The sequence below is a fragment of the Bacillus sp. FSL M7-1020 genome (assembly GCF_038050415.1).
GTDB classification, from domain to species: domain Bacteria; phylum Bacillota; class Bacilli; order Bacillales; family Bacillaceae_G; genus Bacillus_A; species Bacillus_A toyonensis.
This window is the reverse complement of sequence record NZ_JBBOTW010000001.1, coordinates 2,750,994-2,767,665: the sequence shown is the minus strand read 5'-3', so window position 1 is coordinate 2,767,665 and position 16,672 is coordinate 2,750,994. Positions and strand designations below refer to the sequence as shown.

Below are 16,672 nucleotides of genomic sequence, written 5' to 3'. Positions count from 1 at the left end.
AAAGAACATACGAATCATATAGAGTTTCTAAAACCTTCTAGTAAAAAAGGAGAATGTTTATGAAAAAATCTAGTATTATAGTGTTCTTACTAACATATGGTTTGTTTTATGTTTCTAGTGTTTTATTCCCTATTGATCGTACTTGGTATAATGCGTTAGAAAAGCCGTCTTGGACACCTCCTGGTATGACAATCGGAATGATATGGGCTGTATTATTTGGACTTATTGCATTATCAGTTGCAATTATTTACAACAACTATGGATTCAAGCCAAAAACATTTTGGTTTTTATTCTTTTTAAATTATATATTCAATCAAGCGTTCAGCTACTTTCAATTTAGCCAAAAGAATTTGTTTTTAGCAACAGTAGATTGTTTACTAGTCGCTATTACTACGTTACTTCTCATTATGTTTTCTTCCAATTTATCTAAAGTATCGGCATGGTTGCTAATCCCATATTTTTTATGGGCTGCATTTGCTACATATTTATCTTGGACAATTTATAGTATAAATTAAAGACGTAAATGAAAACTTGAGCATAATAAAAATGCTCGAGTTTTTATGTTTATCCCGCATTAACGGGCAGTAAGACCTCCACCTCAAAATTCAGCGAAAGCAAAGAAGTTAGGTGGGGATCGGGCTGCCTGTAAAAGCCCGATTGGTGAGGGCTGATAATCAGTGGGGGATGAATAAAACCCCCACTGATTAAATTTTCACTTTATTAATGATAATCTAAAGTATAGAATATACACATCTTAGGGAGGTCATATATGTGAAGAAATGGATAAAAATTGTTCTGTACTCTGTATTAGGTATTTTAATTATCGGAAGTATTACTTTTTTGACTTGGTCTCAGTTTACTTATAAACCAACGAAAGAGGCTTTGTCTCTAGTAGATAATAAAAAAGATGAAGAGAATATAGTTTTTGGAGAGAAAGATGCTAAAATAGGAGTTATTTTTTATCAAGGAGCTAAAGTAGAAGCTGAAGCTTATAGTTATTTAGGAGAAGCTCTTGCAAAAGATGGGCATTTTGTAGTAATGCCTAAGTTACCATTAAATTTAGCGATACTTGGAATCAATGCAGTAGACAGTGTAATGGAACAGTATCCTGAAGTTCAGAAATGGTATGTTGCAGGGCATTCAATGGGCGGAGCTATGATTTCTAAATATGCTTTTCAGCATGAAGAAAAGGTAGACGGAATCATTTTCTTAGGTTCTTATCCCGCAGATGATTTCTCTACCAAATCGATTCCAATGTTATCTATTTATGGAGAAGTAGATGCTTTAGCAACTGTAGAAAAAATAGAGAACAATAAAAAGTTAATGTCAAAGAATACAACTATGCACATGATAAAAGGGGGGAATCATGCTAATTTCGGCATGTATGGCGAGCAAAAAGGTGATAATGCTAGCTTAATTACGTCAAAAGCACAACAAGATGAAACAGTTAAAGTAATGGAAGAATGGTTGTTAAAACAATGATAGACGGGAGAGGTAATAAAGAGCCAACTCATACGAGTGGGCTCTTTTATTTAACTTCTATCTCCAATTTCCCTCTTATTTTCTCCGGAATATCCTTGTCAGAAATAGCCTCGTACGAGTAAACATACCTACCTTTCACATGAATTTTCAAGTAAGTTTTTCTTATAAAATCATTAGGAGTATTCGTTCCTACTGTATACTCTTCTTCATTGCCAGATTCATCAATGCCTTTTAACGAGTACATAGCTCTACCGTTCGTATGATAATCGGGAACACCATACCCTTTCGCAACGGCATATACATGTTTTTCTTCAGCAAGTGGATTAAATCGGTCCACATCCCCGCGTAATATGAACAGTAGTAAGTATATAAGGAGGCCTATTCCTAATATGCAGAGTAAAAATTTCTTCATGATTGTTTCTCCTTTTGTTAATTTACTTATTTTTAAGTATAGGAAAAAATTCTTATGAATATAGAGGGAAATTCCTTAATATTTTCTTAATAAAGTTTGACCGTGTGAAAAAAGACTAACTTGAGCATTAAGCTTACGGAATGAATAACCAAATAACCTGTTTTCTTTATTTTTTGATGGTAGGTTATTTGGTTTTTTATTTTTCTTTTGATTTAATTACCGAAAAAAGTATCTTGTACTCCTTTTGTAACTTTTTCTATATAGAAATTTTCTATAAAATAAAGGGCTTGCCTTCCAAATAAATCGTTATTTGTAACACTTTTATCAAAGCAAAGTTCTCGTGACATCACTTTGATATTCAAAAACATTAATAACCTATTGTATGAAATTTTTCGGAAATTTAGGTTTAACATCTTTAAAATAGGTGTATTACATATTACATAACAACTAAATAAAAAAATAAAAATCTAAAGGAGGAAAAATACCATGCATAAGAATGAACGAAAACCGGTGGTTCATGAATTTGAAAATGAACAGGAAGTAGTTATGAAAGTAAAAGAGCTAGAATTGCAAGGGATTCGCCAAGATGATATTTACGTCTTAACACATGAAAAACATCTAACAAAAAAGATTGCGGATGATACAAACACAAATACGATTGGAGTAAAAGAACAAGGATTGGGCATAAGTATTATTAACTTTTTCTCCCAAAAAGGGGACGAACTCCGAAATCAAATGGAGGAAATAGGGTTGTCGAAGGAGGAAGTTAACTTATATGAAGAAAAACTAGATCAAGGGAGAATTTTACTCCTAGTAACAGCTGAAACACCAACGGCGAGTGATAGGCAGCCGCAAAACTATCATTCTCTCTAATAGATTGCAACATCTGATAAATAGGTAAGGTAATTATTTTAGGTTGTAGCATTGAAAAAAATAAAAGTAGAGAAGGATGAGGAAAATGAAACATACGATATTTAAATATGCTGTGATTGGGATTACGACCGGAGTCATGGTCTCCCTATTAAAAAAAGAAAACCGGAAAGCTATACAAACAACAGGAAAAAGCGTAAAAGACAAACTACAAGAAGGAAACATAAAGGAAACATTAGAGAAGGTAACTGAGACAAGTAAACAATTCTCTGTAACTGCAGCTAATGTTGCAAAACAAACATTACCACAACTGCTTACAGCCACACCGGTTGTCATTTCTACCATTAAAGATTTAACAGAAAACGAAAATAACAAAAAGAAAAAAGATGAACAGGATTACGAAATAAATGAAAATAGTAAGGACATAGATGGAGAAAAAACGAAAAATGAAAAGAAATATATGAAAGAAGGGAAAGAAGAGAGTGCTTAGATTTAATTCTAAAAAGAGAAAGTGAGGAAAAAAGTATGAGATCTCTGTATGCGATTGATGTAGGAATTGGTTTTACCAAGCGGGCATATCGACAGGATGTAGATTCTGAGGTGACGATTAAGAGTGAAGCTTCCACACTAGCCCCTGTACCTAATCATGCTGAAAGTGAAGATTTAACAAAGGTAAGTTTTATAGACTTAGACTTTGCATACTACATGGGAAATGAAGCACATCAATCTGACGCATCATTTCTTCCTCCATTTGACGAAGAAATAGAAAATTATTATGAAAGCGAACGGTTTAAACAACAAATATTTGGTTGCATTGCAAAGGATTATAAAGAAAATGTCGTGTTACCTTTAGTTGTTACCGGGCTTCCCGTTACTTGTTTTGGTAGTCAGCATGAGCAATTACAACGTGCACTAAAAAAAGAAACTTCCGTGCAAATTGATGGGAAATTTATTAATATTACGGTGGAAAATGCTTTGATTCTTCAGCAACCAGTCGCTTTACATGCCTATTTCTTAAAAGAGGGAATCATTCAGGAACGAGATCGTATCTTAATTATTGATGGTGGATTTCGTACATTAGAAATGACAGATATGAAACAGAATGTCATTTTAAATCATTATGAGACAGAACTAGGATGTAGCAAGCCTTTGAAAAACATTAAGAATATCATGCAGAATCATGGGGGTGAAAGTAATCACTTGCATATTAACGACATGCCAAAAATATTAGAAAAAAGATATGAATGTCGAGAAGAAAATCCTCAGACAAAACAGGTTCATACTTTGATTCAAAAAGAGTTGGATGCACACTTCCAAGACGTCATGCGTGTATTACAAGAACAATTTAAGTTAGAACAGTACGATACTATTATTTGGACAGGAGGAATAGTAGATCTCCACAAAAAACGAATTGAAAAAATGCAAGGTGAAATTTCTTCTTTCCGTATGGTAGACGCTTCGAAAGAGGCTGCACTTCATGGATACTATATTATTGGAAGTCAAGTATTTGAGGACATCACCAATCAATCTGCATATGAATCTAAATTATAATAACGACCGAAATGGAGTTCGTTGAATGGACGTGCCAAATTATGTTGCTTCTTTTCCACATATAATAAATTCTTTATAAGAAAAGATAAAAAGTGCTTGTATAGAGGAAATGTTTAAAATTGAGAATAAAAATAGCTAATATATAGGGGGTCTTCCTTTTAACAGAATAAGACCTCCTATGCCATTTATTTTGTAATTTAGTTGATCAAAAAACTTTTCCTCCAAGACATGAATACCTACATACAAATTTCATATTACGGATATGATTCGATCAAACATAAAACTATTTAGAAAGGAAGAATAATATGGAATGCCTAAAAATGCCGAAATGGAGTTGGTATCATGTGAAAACTAGTGAGCTTGAAAATCTTTCTTCTATAATCCCTCGTGATGTAACATCTCATTTCTCTCAATTTGTAAAGAAAATAAGTTCCCCCTGTGAAAATGGATTATATGTTTATACGTTATCACCAAGTCAAACTTGTGTATATGGTTCATTTTTATATGATCAAGATAAAAAGGACGCCAAAATTCAAAACTTTCTTCATTATTTCGTAGCTCATGGAATACTGATAACGGTCCAAGAAAAAGAGGAAGAGGATTTTCAAAAATTAATACATAATTCCTCTTTTAGTGTAAAAAATTGTAATAGTTCCGCTGAAGGATTATGTGCTATCTTATCAATGTTTATATCTCACTACTTACGAAAGGTTGACTATTTCGAAAACAATTTCAGAAATGTATTATGGGATTTTTATCATTATAATAACATAGCAGTTTTAGAAAAAATTTATCATATTCGTCATGAATTATTTATGAACACACACGTGTTCCGCTTAATACAAGAAGTGTTACAAGGCCTGAAAGAAGCTTGGTTAGAAAACCTAACAAACACCTTTTGTTATAAACAAACACACGTAAAATTAGAGCGTGGATTACAACTCGTTAAAGAGTACCAAGAAGAATTAGACACGATGATTCATTTACAAGAAGTTGTTTCTTCTCATCGTGGGAATGAAATTATGAAAGCTCTTACTGTATTAACTGCTGTGAGTACGCCTTTGACAGCCTTAGGAGCATTGTGGGGGATGAATTTTAAATACATGCCTGAACTAGAATGGAAATATAGCTATTTAATCGCTCTCTTATTTATTATTTTCACAACAGGAGGTATGTATTTGTATATGCGAGTGAAGGGATGGACAGGTGATTTATTACGAGTAAAGAAAAAGAAATCTTTTTTTAAATCCAATTAATCCTTTTTATAAAAAATATGATAGATATATGTTTAGTAATATTTATTAATTGAGGTAGTATCATATCCCCATCAAGTTAAAGTTTTGATGTTCACGCAATGATAAAAATGGTGAATATTTATATGAAAGATTAGAGCTCTTCTTCTTGTAGGAGGGCTCTAATCTTTGTTTAAAAACTATATCATACACATGGGCAGAATCATTATCTGAAATTTGTCCGGATTCAATTTAGAATATAACAAAAGAGAACTTGCGTTAGAAAACAAGCTCTCTTTAAAAGAAATAACGTAATTGAGATACTTATATAGTAACAATTGTTTTCTTCAAATTCCATATGTCTTATGTTGAGAAATAAATTATAAGTGGCTTGATATAGCTAAAATGAATTATTGACATAATATTTTGACGATAATATAATGAATCTCGAATTCAAGATAAGTTGTAAAGGATTGGTAATTACAAGCGTGATTAACGATGAGAGCTTATCTTTAAAGCTATTTGTTATATTATCAAGGGATTTACAGTCAATCACTAAGCGTATTGAAGAGGATATAAAAAGTTATGGACTTAATCCAACTGAATTTGCAGTGCTTAAGCTACTATACAGTAAAGGCGATCAGCCTATACAAAAAATTGGAGACAAAATATTACTTGCAAGTAGTAGTATCACGTATGTAGTGGATAGGTGGGAAAAGAAGAGATGAAAACTATGTCCTAAAGACCGCCGTGTCACGTATGCATCAATTACTTCAGAAGGTATTGGATTGATGGATACTATTTTTCCTCAGCATAAAGAGGGGATTCGGCAAATATTTGGTAGTTTGGACTATATTGAGAAAAAAATGATAATGAAACGGTTGAAAAAGTTAGGATATTACGCACAGAAATTGTAAGTTTGTAGAGGCTATTTCTGTTTAGTAATATCCTAATTACATATAAATTAAATAAATAGGAGGAAAAATTAATAAGTGGTAGTAAATGTATTATAATACAAAATGAATAAATCATATTATTTCAATCAGTACAGTATGGAATAAAGTTGTTATATTAACGTATACATATCGTCCTTTTCATTATAAATCTTTCATAAAGCGGAGAGTGGGTATCAAGAATGGAATTACGTCATTTAGAGTATTTTATTCAAGTTTGTAATAATAATAGTTTTACTAAAGCTGCGGAAGTTCTAGGTATTTCACAGCCGACTTTAAGTCAACAAATCCGTGTGTTAGAAGGTGAACTTGATACACCTTTGTTTCATCGAGTTGGAAGAGGTATCAAAATGACAGAAGCGGGTAAGCTGCTATTTGATAAAGGAAAATTTATCATGCAACAATTTGATGACGTTTATAATGAAATTTTTGAATTAAAGGGTGTACAAAGAGGTGTAATTACTATAGGAGGTTTATTAGAGGATCTCACCTATTTAACACCTTATATTATGAAGTTTCAACAACATTATCCCAACATCGTAGTAAAAATTATAGAATCTGAAGTTGCTGTAAATCAAATCGTTGATAAAAATATTGATATAGGCATCACGCGTAGTGCTCAAATTCCAGACACATTAACAAGCACCCTTTTGTATAGCGAAGAGCTTGTCCTTGCCATTCCAAAAAATCATCCTTTGAATGAAACATCATTTGTTTCTTTTCGAGAATTAGTAGGACTGAGTAGAATAATGGTTTCATGTAGTTGTCGTGAATCTATTAAAATATATTGTGAGAGTTTAGGGTTATCTTTATCTGAAGCAAATATAGAAACAAAATCTTCTATTTCTCTATTGAGTCTTGTATACAATGGACATGGGGTTGCCATAATACCTCTTTCACTGGTTAACTTCGTTAATAATGATACTTTGAGCATAGTTCGTATTATTGAACCAACACCAAGTCAAGATATTAATCTTATTCACTTTGATGATAAATTTTTAAGTTTTGCAGCACGTATCTTTATGCAGAAGTTAAATGAACCTAAAAAAGTATTAGTATAATAGAAATAATAATGATTATAGTGTGGGAATTAAAAATGATACATAATTCTTAGGATAAGACCTAAATTACAGTTAAAGGGCAAGTAGATTTATATGTGTGGTGTAGTCGCTTCAAAAGGGAATACCATGGAATTTTACTTAAGGGGAGAAGGCTGTTAAAAACAAGTCAAGTTAATCAATTAACTCTTCGGTCTTATCGCATAGTAATAGATTCCATTAGGGATATACTGCTATTTCTTTTTACATATTCTTATTGCATAAAGAAAACCACCGGGCATTATACCGGTGGTTTTGACTTAGAAAGCAAAGCAAGTACAACCAATACCCCATTTAGTTCCATCTTTTCCTATTATGGTATGAGTGTGTTGATGGAGAGGGTTACTGCAACTATGTAACTTGTGATCATGGGCATCGTGAGAAAGTAGAGTGTGGGCTAGGTTAGCACCACCATAACCATAAACTCCCGTCGGTGACCAATTAGGTGATGCTGGCGGCAATTCAGGTGATAGCCTTTTAAATTCATCATTTCCATAAACAACCTGCCCACCCATAATAGTGAGTAATGATTCAAGGTTCTTGATTTCTTCTTCTGGCACAGTAAAGTAGTCAGCAGACAATACAGCAATATCAGCAAATTGACCTACTGCAAGGATTCCCTTTTTACCTTCATCACCAGAGAACCACGCACTTCCTTTTGAATATAATTCCAGGGCTACTTTTCTATCAAGTTTATTTTTTTCGTCGTATATCGAAAGACCACCAATGGTTTTTCCGGCAACCATCCAGTAAAGAGCGACCCAAGGGTTATAGCTGGAAACCCTAGTTGCATCACTACCTGCGCCAACAGGTATACCTAGGTCTAACATACGATAAATCGGAGGAGTACGCTTTGCAGCTTCCTTTCCGTATAAATCAACAAAGTATTCACCTTGAAAAGCCATGCGGTCTTGGATAGCAATACCGCCATTTAAAGCCTTAACACGTTCCATACTACGATCTGAGATTGTTTCTGCATGGTCAAACCACCATCGTAGACCATTAAAAGGAATTTCTTTGTTGACTTCCTCAAATACATTTAAGAATCGTGTGATTGACTCGTCATAAGTTGCATGTAAACGGAATGGCCAACGGTTTTCTACCAATAGAGAAATTACTTTCTTTAAGTCAGCTTCCATCATCGTAGCTAGTTCGGGCTGTGGCATTTGAAATTTTTCAAAATCGGCTGCCGAGAATACTAACATTTCTCCGGCACCATTCATTTTATACTTATCATTTCCTTGACCTGGAGAAACAATTTTTGTCCATGAAGCAAAGTCTTCATATTCATGATTTGGATTTTGTGTAAATAGATTATAAGCAATACGCAAAGTTAATTGTTCCTTCTCGGCTAAATGTTCAACAACTTTGTAGTCATCAGGATAATTTTGGAAACCACCACCTGCGTCAATGGCACTTGTAATACCTAATCTATTTAATTCGCGCATAAAATGGCGAGTTGAATTAATCTGGTCGTCAAAATTAAGTATTGGAGCTTTACCCAAACTTGAATAAAGAATAGAAGCGTTAGGATTTGCAATTAAAAGGCCCGTTGGATTACCTCGTTTATCCCGTTCAATTAAACAACCTGGAGGGTCTGGGGTATCTTTTGTGTATCCCAGTGCACGCAGCCCTGCACGATTTACAAGTGCTCTATTGTAAAGATGTAGCACAAAGACAGGTGTGTCTTCAGAAACAGCATTAATCTCTTCCAAAGTTGGCATCCGTCTCTCTTTAAATTGAAATTCAGACCAACCTCCAACTACTCTTACCCACTGAGGAGCAGGTGTACGCCTTGCCTGTTCTTTGAGCATTTCGAGAGCAATGGCAATTGAAGGCACACCTTCCCATCGTAATTCCATATTATAATGAAGACCGCCACGAATAACGTGTATATGAGAGTCATTCAGACCTGGAATAGCTCTTTTTCTTTTAAGGTCTATTTTTTTTGTTTTTTCTGTGGCGCTATCAAGAAGCTCATCTCCACCTATTGCAGTTATTAAACCATCAGTTATGGCGATAGCAGATACCTCAGGTTGAGAGGGATCAAGGGTAGTAATTTTTCCGTTATATAAGATCATATCCGGTAAATTCATATTCACACCTCGTCTACTTCCTATTATTTTGTAACCATGGATGAAATAATTTACCGAAAATCGGCATAACTACCCATGATAGCAAGGACACTATACATACAGAAACAAAAAAAGCGGACATAATAGGGTTCATATGTTTTATGATAGGTCCTATCAATTTAGGAACTAACATGCTAAGAGGCCATACACCCAGAAGGGTAACGATAGACATTTTCCATTTTTGCGGTGGGACTGGCGTTTTCGGAGTAACAAACCAATAAGCCAAACTGCTTTCAGTTTTATAACTTGGATTAGTAACTTGAAATTGTTCTGCCGTTTTTAACAAATCTCGGCGAACATCTGATTCTTGCCAAGCACGTAGATGCTCATACGTATCAAAGCGAAAAATAACAGTATACTCTCTGAATTCGTTATTTGGGACTATTAGATTTACACCTAAATGCCCTGGAAATTTAGTAGCGGCAGCTTCGATTTCATGTCTCCATGTTTCAAACTGTTTTTCTTTACCCTGTTGAATTTCCCATGTAACAATCGTTGTTACTGGATCGGCAGCATCCATCGCGTTCCCTGTATAAGTCTCTTCGACAGCTACTCCTTCTTGTTTCATATTTTCCTGCTTGGAAGCGCACCATGCACCATAGTATATGCGTATTCTACACCTTGACCATAAGCACCAGTGTGTTCCTTTACAATCTCCATTACAGCATCATAAGTATCTTTGTGTGCCCAGTCGCGTTGGTATTCAAGTAAAACTTGAATTGCTGTCACTGGAATTGCACCAGCTTGTTCTACACGACGCATAGCAGCGTTATGTGCTGTCAAACTAGTACCACCTGAAGCATCATCAACTGCATACACCTCATAGCCAGCTTTAATTGCTTCAAGCACAGGGAATGCAAGGCAAACTTCAGTCCAAAGTGCTGCAAATATTAATTTCTTTCTACCTGTTGCTTTAACTGCTTCAACAAATTTTGGATCTTCCCAAGAGTTCATTGAACTGCGTTCTATAATTTCATGGTTTGGGAATATGTCAAGAATTTGTGGCCAAAAATAACCAGAAAAGCTACGTGTCTCAACTGTAGTAAGAATAGTAGGTACGTTAAAAGTTTTTGCTGATTTAGCAAGTAACATAACGTTATTAATCAATGTTTGTCTATCAATACTTGCAACTCCAAAAGTCATTTGAGGCTGAAAATCAATTAAAATTAAGGCACTGTTCTCTGGATTTAACAATTCTAAATTACTCATAATAAAACGCTCCTTTTTTTAATTGTAAAAAAAATTTTTGCTATACCTTTTAATTTAAAAGAGAGTGCTGATTTAATCAGCACTAAATGTATACTATCCATTTTTTTGAAAGTGATTTAAAGTCATTACTTTGAAATACATTTATGCATTTTGTTTACTAAGATCTCGCTGCGCGCCCATATAGCTTCCAATTATATTTTGATAGCCTGGAAGATTACTAGCAAGCAAATTGCCAAAACCTTCGACATCGTTGCGCCAATCGCGTTGTAATTCGCAAGCTACGCTAAACCAGTTCATAAGTTGCACGCCACTATGTGCCATGCGAGTATTTGCAGCATCTGCAACTTGTTTACTGAAAGTTCCCGAAGCATCAGTAACAGCAAATACTTCATATCCAGCTTTTATAGCGGAAAGTGCTGGGAAAGTAACACAAACGTCCGTAACTACGCCCGCGATGATAAGTTGCTTCTTTCCAGTTTCTTCGATTGCTTTTACAAAATCATCATTATCCCATGCGTTAATTTGTCCAGGGCGAGCTATTTTTTGTGCGTGAGGAAAGAGATCAACCAATTCTTGCATTAAAGGTCCGTTAGGTCCGTTTTCAAAGCTTGTTGTTAAAATAACCGGTAAATCAAAAAACTTAGCAGTATGAGCAAGAGCTAAAACATTGTTCTTAAATTCATCAACACCATAGTCACGTACTAGTCCGGACATAAGACCAGTTTGATGATCTACTAAAAGCACGACAGCATCATCTTTGTTAATACGAGAATAGAGATCAGTCATTATGTATTCCTCCTAAAAATTAAGTAATCGAAGAAAAGTTAAATAGTCGAATACTATCATAAGTTTCTTCGTTTGTTACGATTCGTTTATAACTAAGCTGACCAATAATATTAGTTATAGCAGCATTCACAGAACATGAAGTGCTATACAAATTTATAGTATTTGAAAACTGATTCGTTAATCAATTCTAAATTATCTATAATTCGTATAGGTCGTAACTATAGTTGTTTTCACTATAAAATAGATTGATTTTACCTATACATTCTATAGATAGAACGATATTGATAGTCACCTATTTTTGTTATTAGAATTGAATAGGAGGAATTTTCAGCAAATACTTCGTGATGAAAAAGGTAGGAGATGGGGAATTGTCCATAAACAGAAAATGAATTCATCGGAACAGTAGAGTTCACAACATAAACATGCATAAATAGGCTATGAGATTCATCCGGATTATTGAAGAAAAGGATATATATTAGAATATTTTTGGAGGTAGAAGAATGGCGAAAATTACTGTAGGAACCGAAAATCAAGCACCAATTGAGATATATTATGAGGATCATGGCACAGGAAAACCAGTTGTACTAATTCATGGTTGGCCGTTAAGCGGTCGATCTTGGGAATACCAAGTTCCCGCTCTTGTTGAGGCTGGATACAGAGTTATAACATATGATCGTCGAGGTTTTGGAAAATCATCTCAGCCGTGGGAAGGGTATGAATATGATACCTTTACTTCTGATTTACATCAACTATTAGAACAGTTAGAGCTTCAAAATGTCACACTTGTTGGTTTTTCTATGGGTGGAGGCGAGGTAGCCCGGTATATTGGGAAATATGGAACTAATAGAGTAGAGAAGGCTGTATTTGCAGGAGCTGTACCACCATTCCTTTACAAGTCAGCAGACCATCCTGAGGGTGTATTAGATGATGTAGCAATTCAAAGTTTTGAAAATGGAGTAAAAAGTGATCGCCTAGCATTCCTTGATGAGTTTACGAAAGGATTTTTTGCTGCTGGAGATCGAACTGACTTAGTTAGTGAACCATTTCGAATTTACAATAGGGATATCGCTGCGGGTGCATCGCCTAAAGGAACACTAGATTGTATCGCTGCTTTCAGCAAAACAGACTTCAGAGGCGATTTAGCTAAGGTTAATATACCTACCCTTATTATTCATGGTGATTCAGATGCAACTGTACCATTTGAATATAGTGGGAAATTAACACACGAAGCAATTCCTAATTCTAAAGTAACGTTAATAAAGGGTGGTCCACATGGGCTAAATGCAACGCATGCCAAAGAATTTAATGAAGCACTCCTGTTATTTTTAAAGGACTGATTACAACTATATAATTGTTAATTGATAAATTATAAACAAGTAAAAATAAAACTTTATAAAAGATGCTCTTGGATAAATCCAGGAGCATCTTTTTAAATGCGGAGTAGTGCACCACCGTAATCTTCCATTACGAGATTTCTATTTATTTTTAAATTTTGATATTGAGATGTTAACTTAAAAAATACTCATTAATTTCGAATTGAATATTCTTCTTAACAGCTAAAATTTATGGATTAGAGTTTTTTTAGGTCTCTTAGGTGGATTGCTATATTACTATCAAGATAATATTTTGAATAATCCTCAAAACAAAGAAATGCACATTTTCTTATTTTGGGTAGTGAAGCCTCTTAAGTTGAGTGGGGGCCCCTATATCTTAATCAAAAAGTGTAGGCTTAAGCCTACAAATATTCATCTCCCACTTAAAATTGTCGTTTTACACCTTCACATTTTTGAGGAAGGAGTATTTTATCAGAAAACAATAAAATCTTATTATTTTTTATAATTAGTAGAATTTTATAGAAATAATCCTCTTAATATATTAAAATAACATCGTATTATGTCAGATTTTAATTAGGGGAGAGAAATTTTATGTTGAAAAAAATCATTCCAGTTGCTTTAGCATTAAGTACAGTTACTTTTACTAGTGTATTTGCTGCGCCTTCAGCCCAAGCAAGTACAGAACAAAACCGCTACATAGATGTGCAAATGCTCGGTATTAACGATTTTCATGGGCAACTAGACACTGTAAAAAAAATTAACAATAAAGATGCAGGGGGAATCGAGTACTTAGGGGCTTATTTACGTGATCGTGAAAAACAAAATCCGAATACATTAAAGGTACATGCTGGCGATGTTGTTGGAGCAAGTACTCCTGTTTCAGCATTATTACAAGACGAACCTACGATTGAATTTCTAAATGATTTGAAATTCGATGTTGGAACTATAGGAAATCATGAATTTGATGAAGGTGTTGAGGAAATGAACCGCCTTATTTATGGTGGATACCATGAGAAAACAGGCAATTTTAAAGGAGCAAAATTCCCATATGTTGCCGCAAATTTTTATAATAAATCCACTGGTCGTTTATTTTTACCACCATTCACTATAAAAAAGGTGCAAGGAGTTCCTGTTGGATTTATCGGAGTCGTAACAACGGATGTTCCTAACCTTGTTATGCCTACTATGCTAAAGAATGTTGAAATTACAGATGAAGTTGAAGCTATTAACAAATCCGTAAAGCAATTAAAAAAACTTGGCGTTAAATCTATCGTTGTTCTTGCGCATAACGGAGGTACAACAGATGGAAACGGCGTAACAAATGGTGATATCGTTCGATTAGCAAATGAGACTGATCCAGAAGTCGATGTTATTTTTGGTGGGCATAGCCACACCTATGTAAATGGAACTGTCAATAATAAACTTGTCGTACAAGCAAATTCTTATGGTATGGCTTTTGCTGATGTTGATGTAAAGATTGATCGTAAAACACAAGATATTGTTGAGAAAAAAGCAGAAATTGTTACAACTTATCATGAAGGGATAGAGCCTGATAAAAAAATCAAGAAGAAGATGGAGAAATATCAAGCAAAAATCGCACCTCTTGTTAATGAAGTTGTAGGTAAGTCTATTGCTCCACTAGATCGCAAACTAAATACGGCTGGTGAATCTACTCTTGGAAATTTAGTTGCTGATGCCCAGCGTACAACAATGCAATCCCAAATTGCACTTATGAATCCTGGTGGTATTCGTAATGACTTAGATGCTGGTGATATTACATGGGGAGAGATATATGGTATTCAACCATTCGGAAATCAATTAATAAAGGTAAATTTAACAGGTCAAGACATTCGTGATATTTTAAATCAACAATGGCAAAAAGACATAACAAGAATGCTTCAAATTTCAGGGATCCAATACACTTGGGATGCGAATAAGCCTAATGGAGAAAAAGTAACAAGTATTCGCTTAACAAATGGAGAAGAAATCATTCCTTCTAAAACTTACAGCGTCGTTGCGAACGCATTTCTAGCTTCAGGTGGAGATGGATTTGTATCCTTTAAAAACGGTAAAGATGCTGAAACAGGACCAACCGATTTTGAAGCACTAGTAGATTATATAAAAAAATCAAAAGAACCAATTCAGTCTATTATTGATGGAAGAATTCAAAAAATAAATTAGTTTTTTATTAATCTCAAAAACAACTAGATTACCTGTGCGCTATACTTTTTAGTGTGCAGGTAATCTATTTTTTTGATTTGAAATAGTCTAACTGTGGCCAATGGGTATACCGTCTAGATGCAGAGTGCCGAAAAAAATTGAAATAAACAAAAGTCGATATCCTGGACGTACAGGGAGTCTTTTTTTGAAAAAACGGGACATAGCGAACATCAAACGGCTTAACGATGGATGTTAAAAGTATAAATAATGAACTAGAGTTATCATTTGCTAAGACGAAGGAAGGGGAAATGGCTGAAAGAAAATGCGCATCGTGCAGGATTTATTATTCGCTATCCAAAGGAAAAAGAGAATGTAACTGGTTATGCGTATGAACCTTGGCACATTCGCTATGTAGGGGATGATGCTGAAAAAATATACAAGGAAAAACTAACTTTAGGGGAATATATGAGATAAGAAGGCTAAAGTGAATTGGAAATCTGTATTTTTTGTTTGGAGAATAGTATTTTATAAAATAGTAGGGTGCTTTATTTTAATAGATTGAACAATTGCCTATCTAAAAATTTGATAGGCAGTTGTTTTCTTTTGAGTAAAAAGTGAAATGATTTTATTATGTTCGCACATATGAAAAGTGTAATGTGTAAATATATCCTAAACACCAATTATTGCCCCTCATTATTAGCGATAGGATAGCTACTTAAGGACAAAAAAGAATTGGCTAACTTTTGTGCAAAATGTAATGGAGGCTCTACAGATTGGATATGAATATACATAATTAAGGGATTCATGTAAAGCCAGTGATTATGTAAAGCACTTACAATAATTCCTTGTTGTACAATTGATTTCATAAATGCAGGAGTCTCTTCTTGTAGAATAGCGATTTCGCCTAAATTTAATGCATTACCATTTTGATCCAACGATTCAAAACTTACTCCGACGGGTACTACATAGGTACTCGGTTTTCCTTGAACAAGCACCCTAAAATCGCGGTGAAAAGACACCGAACAACCACCTTGACTTATTTTACTTTTCCCTTTAAGTATTGTAGCAAATTGTTCACAAATGAAATTAAAATTTTGCATAAATTCAATCCCTTTCTCGTACAAAATTATGTAATTAGAGATTTGATTGATGAAATACAGATAAACAATCTTTCTTCAACATTAAAAAAACAGGCTGTAATTTTAATTTATTCAATGTTTATTTTAAAAGAAATGCACGCTATATTATTTAAATATTTAGAATTTATTCGAAAATGATTAGTATATTCGAGTTATTAAATTTATGATTCATGATAGTCCGTTCGAGATATTGTTATAAAAAATCTATAAAGTATGTAATTATACGCTTTTAGTCTATGTAGGTAAGATAAATATGTGTCTAAATTTGAATGATAAAACTAGAAAAACAACGGTGAGAAAATAACCAATAAT

The 16,672-nt window shown here is 34.1% G+C and carries 16 protein-coding genes and 2 pseudogenes; 11 read left to right on the top strand and 7 right to left on the bottom strand.

The features are described 5' to 3' along the window. Positions 1-59: 59 nt before the first annotated feature. Positions 60-515 carry a TspO/MBR family protein gene (locus MHB70_RS14105; protein ID WP_000749758.1) on the top strand — a complete coding sequence of 152 codons (456 nt, stop codon included), beginning with the start codon at positions 60-62 and terminating at the stop codon, positions 513-515. A gap of 256 nt (positions 516-771) precedes the next feature. Next, complete coding sequence (locus MHB70_RS14100) at positions 772-1,482, top strand: alpha/beta hydrolase (protein ID WP_000758850.1); 711 nt, start codon at positions 772-774, stop codon at positions 1,480-1,482. 46 nt (positions 1,483-1,528) lie between these two features. On the opposite strand, the gene MHB70_RS14095 is transcribed toward MHB70_RS14100, so the two are convergent. Together MHB70_RS14095 and MHB70_RS14090 are read right to left on the bottom strand one after the other, a co-directional pair. After that, positions 1,529-1,894, bottom strand: coding sequence for a YxeA family protein (locus MHB70_RS14095; RefSeq protein ID WP_000714079.1), 366 nt, complete (start codon positions 1,892-1,894; stop codon positions 1,529-1,531). A gap of 212 nt (positions 1,895-2,106) precedes the next feature. Beyond that, on the bottom strand, positions 2,107-2,262 hold the full coding sequence (locus MHB70_RS14090) for a hypothetical protein (protein WP_002093610.1): 156 nt from the start codon (positions 2,260-2,262) through the stop codon (positions 2,107-2,109). Positions 2,263-2,380: 118 nt separating this feature from the next. Here MHB70_RS14090 and MHB70_RS14085 point away from each other — a divergent pair, with 118 nt between their 5' ends. The 6 genes and pseudogenes from MHB70_RS14085 to MHB70_RS14060 all read left to right on the top strand — a co-directional run bounded on the left by MHB70_RS14085 (position 2,381) and on the right by MHB70_RS14060 (position 7,561). Then, the gene (locus tag MHB70_RS14085; protein WP_000549418.1) at positions 2,381-2,767 is read left to right on the top strand and encodes a general stress protein; all 387 of its coding nucleotides are present in this window, start codon (positions 2,381-2,383) and stop codon (positions 2,765-2,767) included. A gap of 85 nt (positions 2,768-2,852) precedes the next feature. Beyond that, complete coding sequence (locus MHB70_RS14080) at positions 2,853-3,254, top strand: hypothetical protein (RefSeq protein WP_016108727.1); 402 nt, start codon at positions 2,853-2,855, stop codon at positions 3,252-3,254. A 35-nt stretch (positions 3,255-3,289) separates the two neighbouring features. Further along, positions 3,290-4,315: a ParM/StbA family protein gene (locus tag MHB70_RS14075; protein ID WP_001257274.1), complete on the top strand. Its 1,026-nt coding sequence runs from the start codon at positions 3,290-3,292 to the stop codon at positions 4,313-4,315. Between the two features lie 305 nt (positions 4,316-4,620). Further along, a complete protein-coding gene (locus MHB70_RS14070) occupies positions 4,621-5,571 on the top strand; it encodes a magnesium transporter CorA family protein (protein ID WP_061530642.1) in 951 nt (316 codons plus the stop codon). A gap of 416 nt (positions 5,572-5,987) precedes the next feature. Then, a pseudogene (locus tag MHB70_RS14065) lies at positions 5,988-6,464 on the top strand (MarR family winged helix-turn-helix transcriptional regulator). Positions 6,465-6,682: 218 nt separating this feature from the next. Then, positions 6,683-7,561 (top strand): LysR family transcriptional regulator, encoded by an 879-nt coding sequence (locus MHB70_RS14060; RefSeq protein WP_000423209.1) that lies wholly within the window; start codon positions 6,683-6,685, stop codon positions 7,559-7,561. A 296-nt stretch (positions 7,562-7,857) separates the two neighbouring features. Here MHB70_RS14060 and MHB70_RS14055 read toward each other — a convergent pair whose 3' ends face one another. The 4 genes from MHB70_RS14055 to ycaC all read right to left on the bottom strand — a co-directional run bounded on the left by MHB70_RS14055 (position 7,858) and on the right by ycaC (position 11,727). Then, entirely contained in the window at positions 7,858-9,693 is a 1,836-nt protein-coding gene (locus MHB70_RS14055; protein ID WP_001052841.1) for an amidohydrolase, read from the bottom strand. A gap of 13 nt (positions 9,694-9,706) precedes the next feature. Continuing rightward, the gene (locus MHB70_RS14050; RefSeq protein ID WP_000806845.1) at positions 9,707-10,300 is read right to left on the bottom strand and encodes an antibiotic biosynthesis monooxygenase; all 594 of its coding nucleotides are present in this window, start codon (positions 10,298-10,300) and stop codon (positions 9,707-9,709) included. Beyond that, positions 10,297-10,941, bottom strand: a complete 645-nt coding sequence (locus tag MHB70_RS14045; protein WP_000067162.1) for a hydrolase — start codon at positions 10,939-10,941, stop codon at positions 10,297-10,299. The genes MHB70_RS14050 and MHB70_RS14045 overlap by 4 nt, the downstream gene beginning before the upstream one ends. Before the next feature lie 141 nt (positions 10,942-11,082). Continuing rightward, entirely contained in the window at positions 11,083-11,727 is a 645-nt protein-coding gene (gene ycaC / locus MHB70_RS14040) for an isochorismate family cysteine hydrolase YcaC (protein ID WP_000131223.1), read from the bottom strand. 500 nt (positions 11,728-12,227) lie between these two features. Between ycaC and MHB70_RS14035 the strand changes: the two genes are divergently transcribed. From MHB70_RS14035 to MHB70_RS14025, 3 genes and pseudogenes are all read left to right on the top strand, one after another. Beyond that, positions 12,228-13,064 carry an alpha/beta fold hydrolase gene (locus tag MHB70_RS14035; RefSeq protein ID WP_061530641.1) on the top strand — a complete coding sequence of 279 codons (837 nt, stop codon included), beginning with the start codon at positions 12,228-12,230 and terminating at the stop codon, positions 13,062-13,064. A gap of 588 nt (positions 13,065-13,652) precedes the next feature. Further along, positions 13,653-15,242 (top strand): bifunctional metallophosphatase/5'-nucleotidase, encoded by a 1,590-nt coding sequence (locus MHB70_RS14030; protein ID WP_061530640.1) that lies wholly within the window; start codon positions 13,653-13,655, stop codon positions 15,240-15,242. 186 nt (positions 15,243-15,428) lie between these two features. Beyond that, positions 15,429-15,695, top strand: a pseudogene (locus tag MHB70_RS14025) (M15 family metallopeptidase); the annotation flags it as partial. A gap of 206 nt (positions 15,696-15,901) precedes the next feature. On the opposite strand, the gene MHB70_RS14020 reads toward MHB70_RS14025, so the two are convergent. Beyond that, on the bottom strand, positions 15,902-16,321 hold the full coding sequence (locus MHB70_RS14020) for a DUF1259 domain-containing protein (RefSeq protein WP_001178952.1): 420 nt from the start codon (positions 16,319-16,321) through the stop codon (positions 15,902-15,904). Positions 16,322-16,672: the final 351 nt, after the last annotated feature.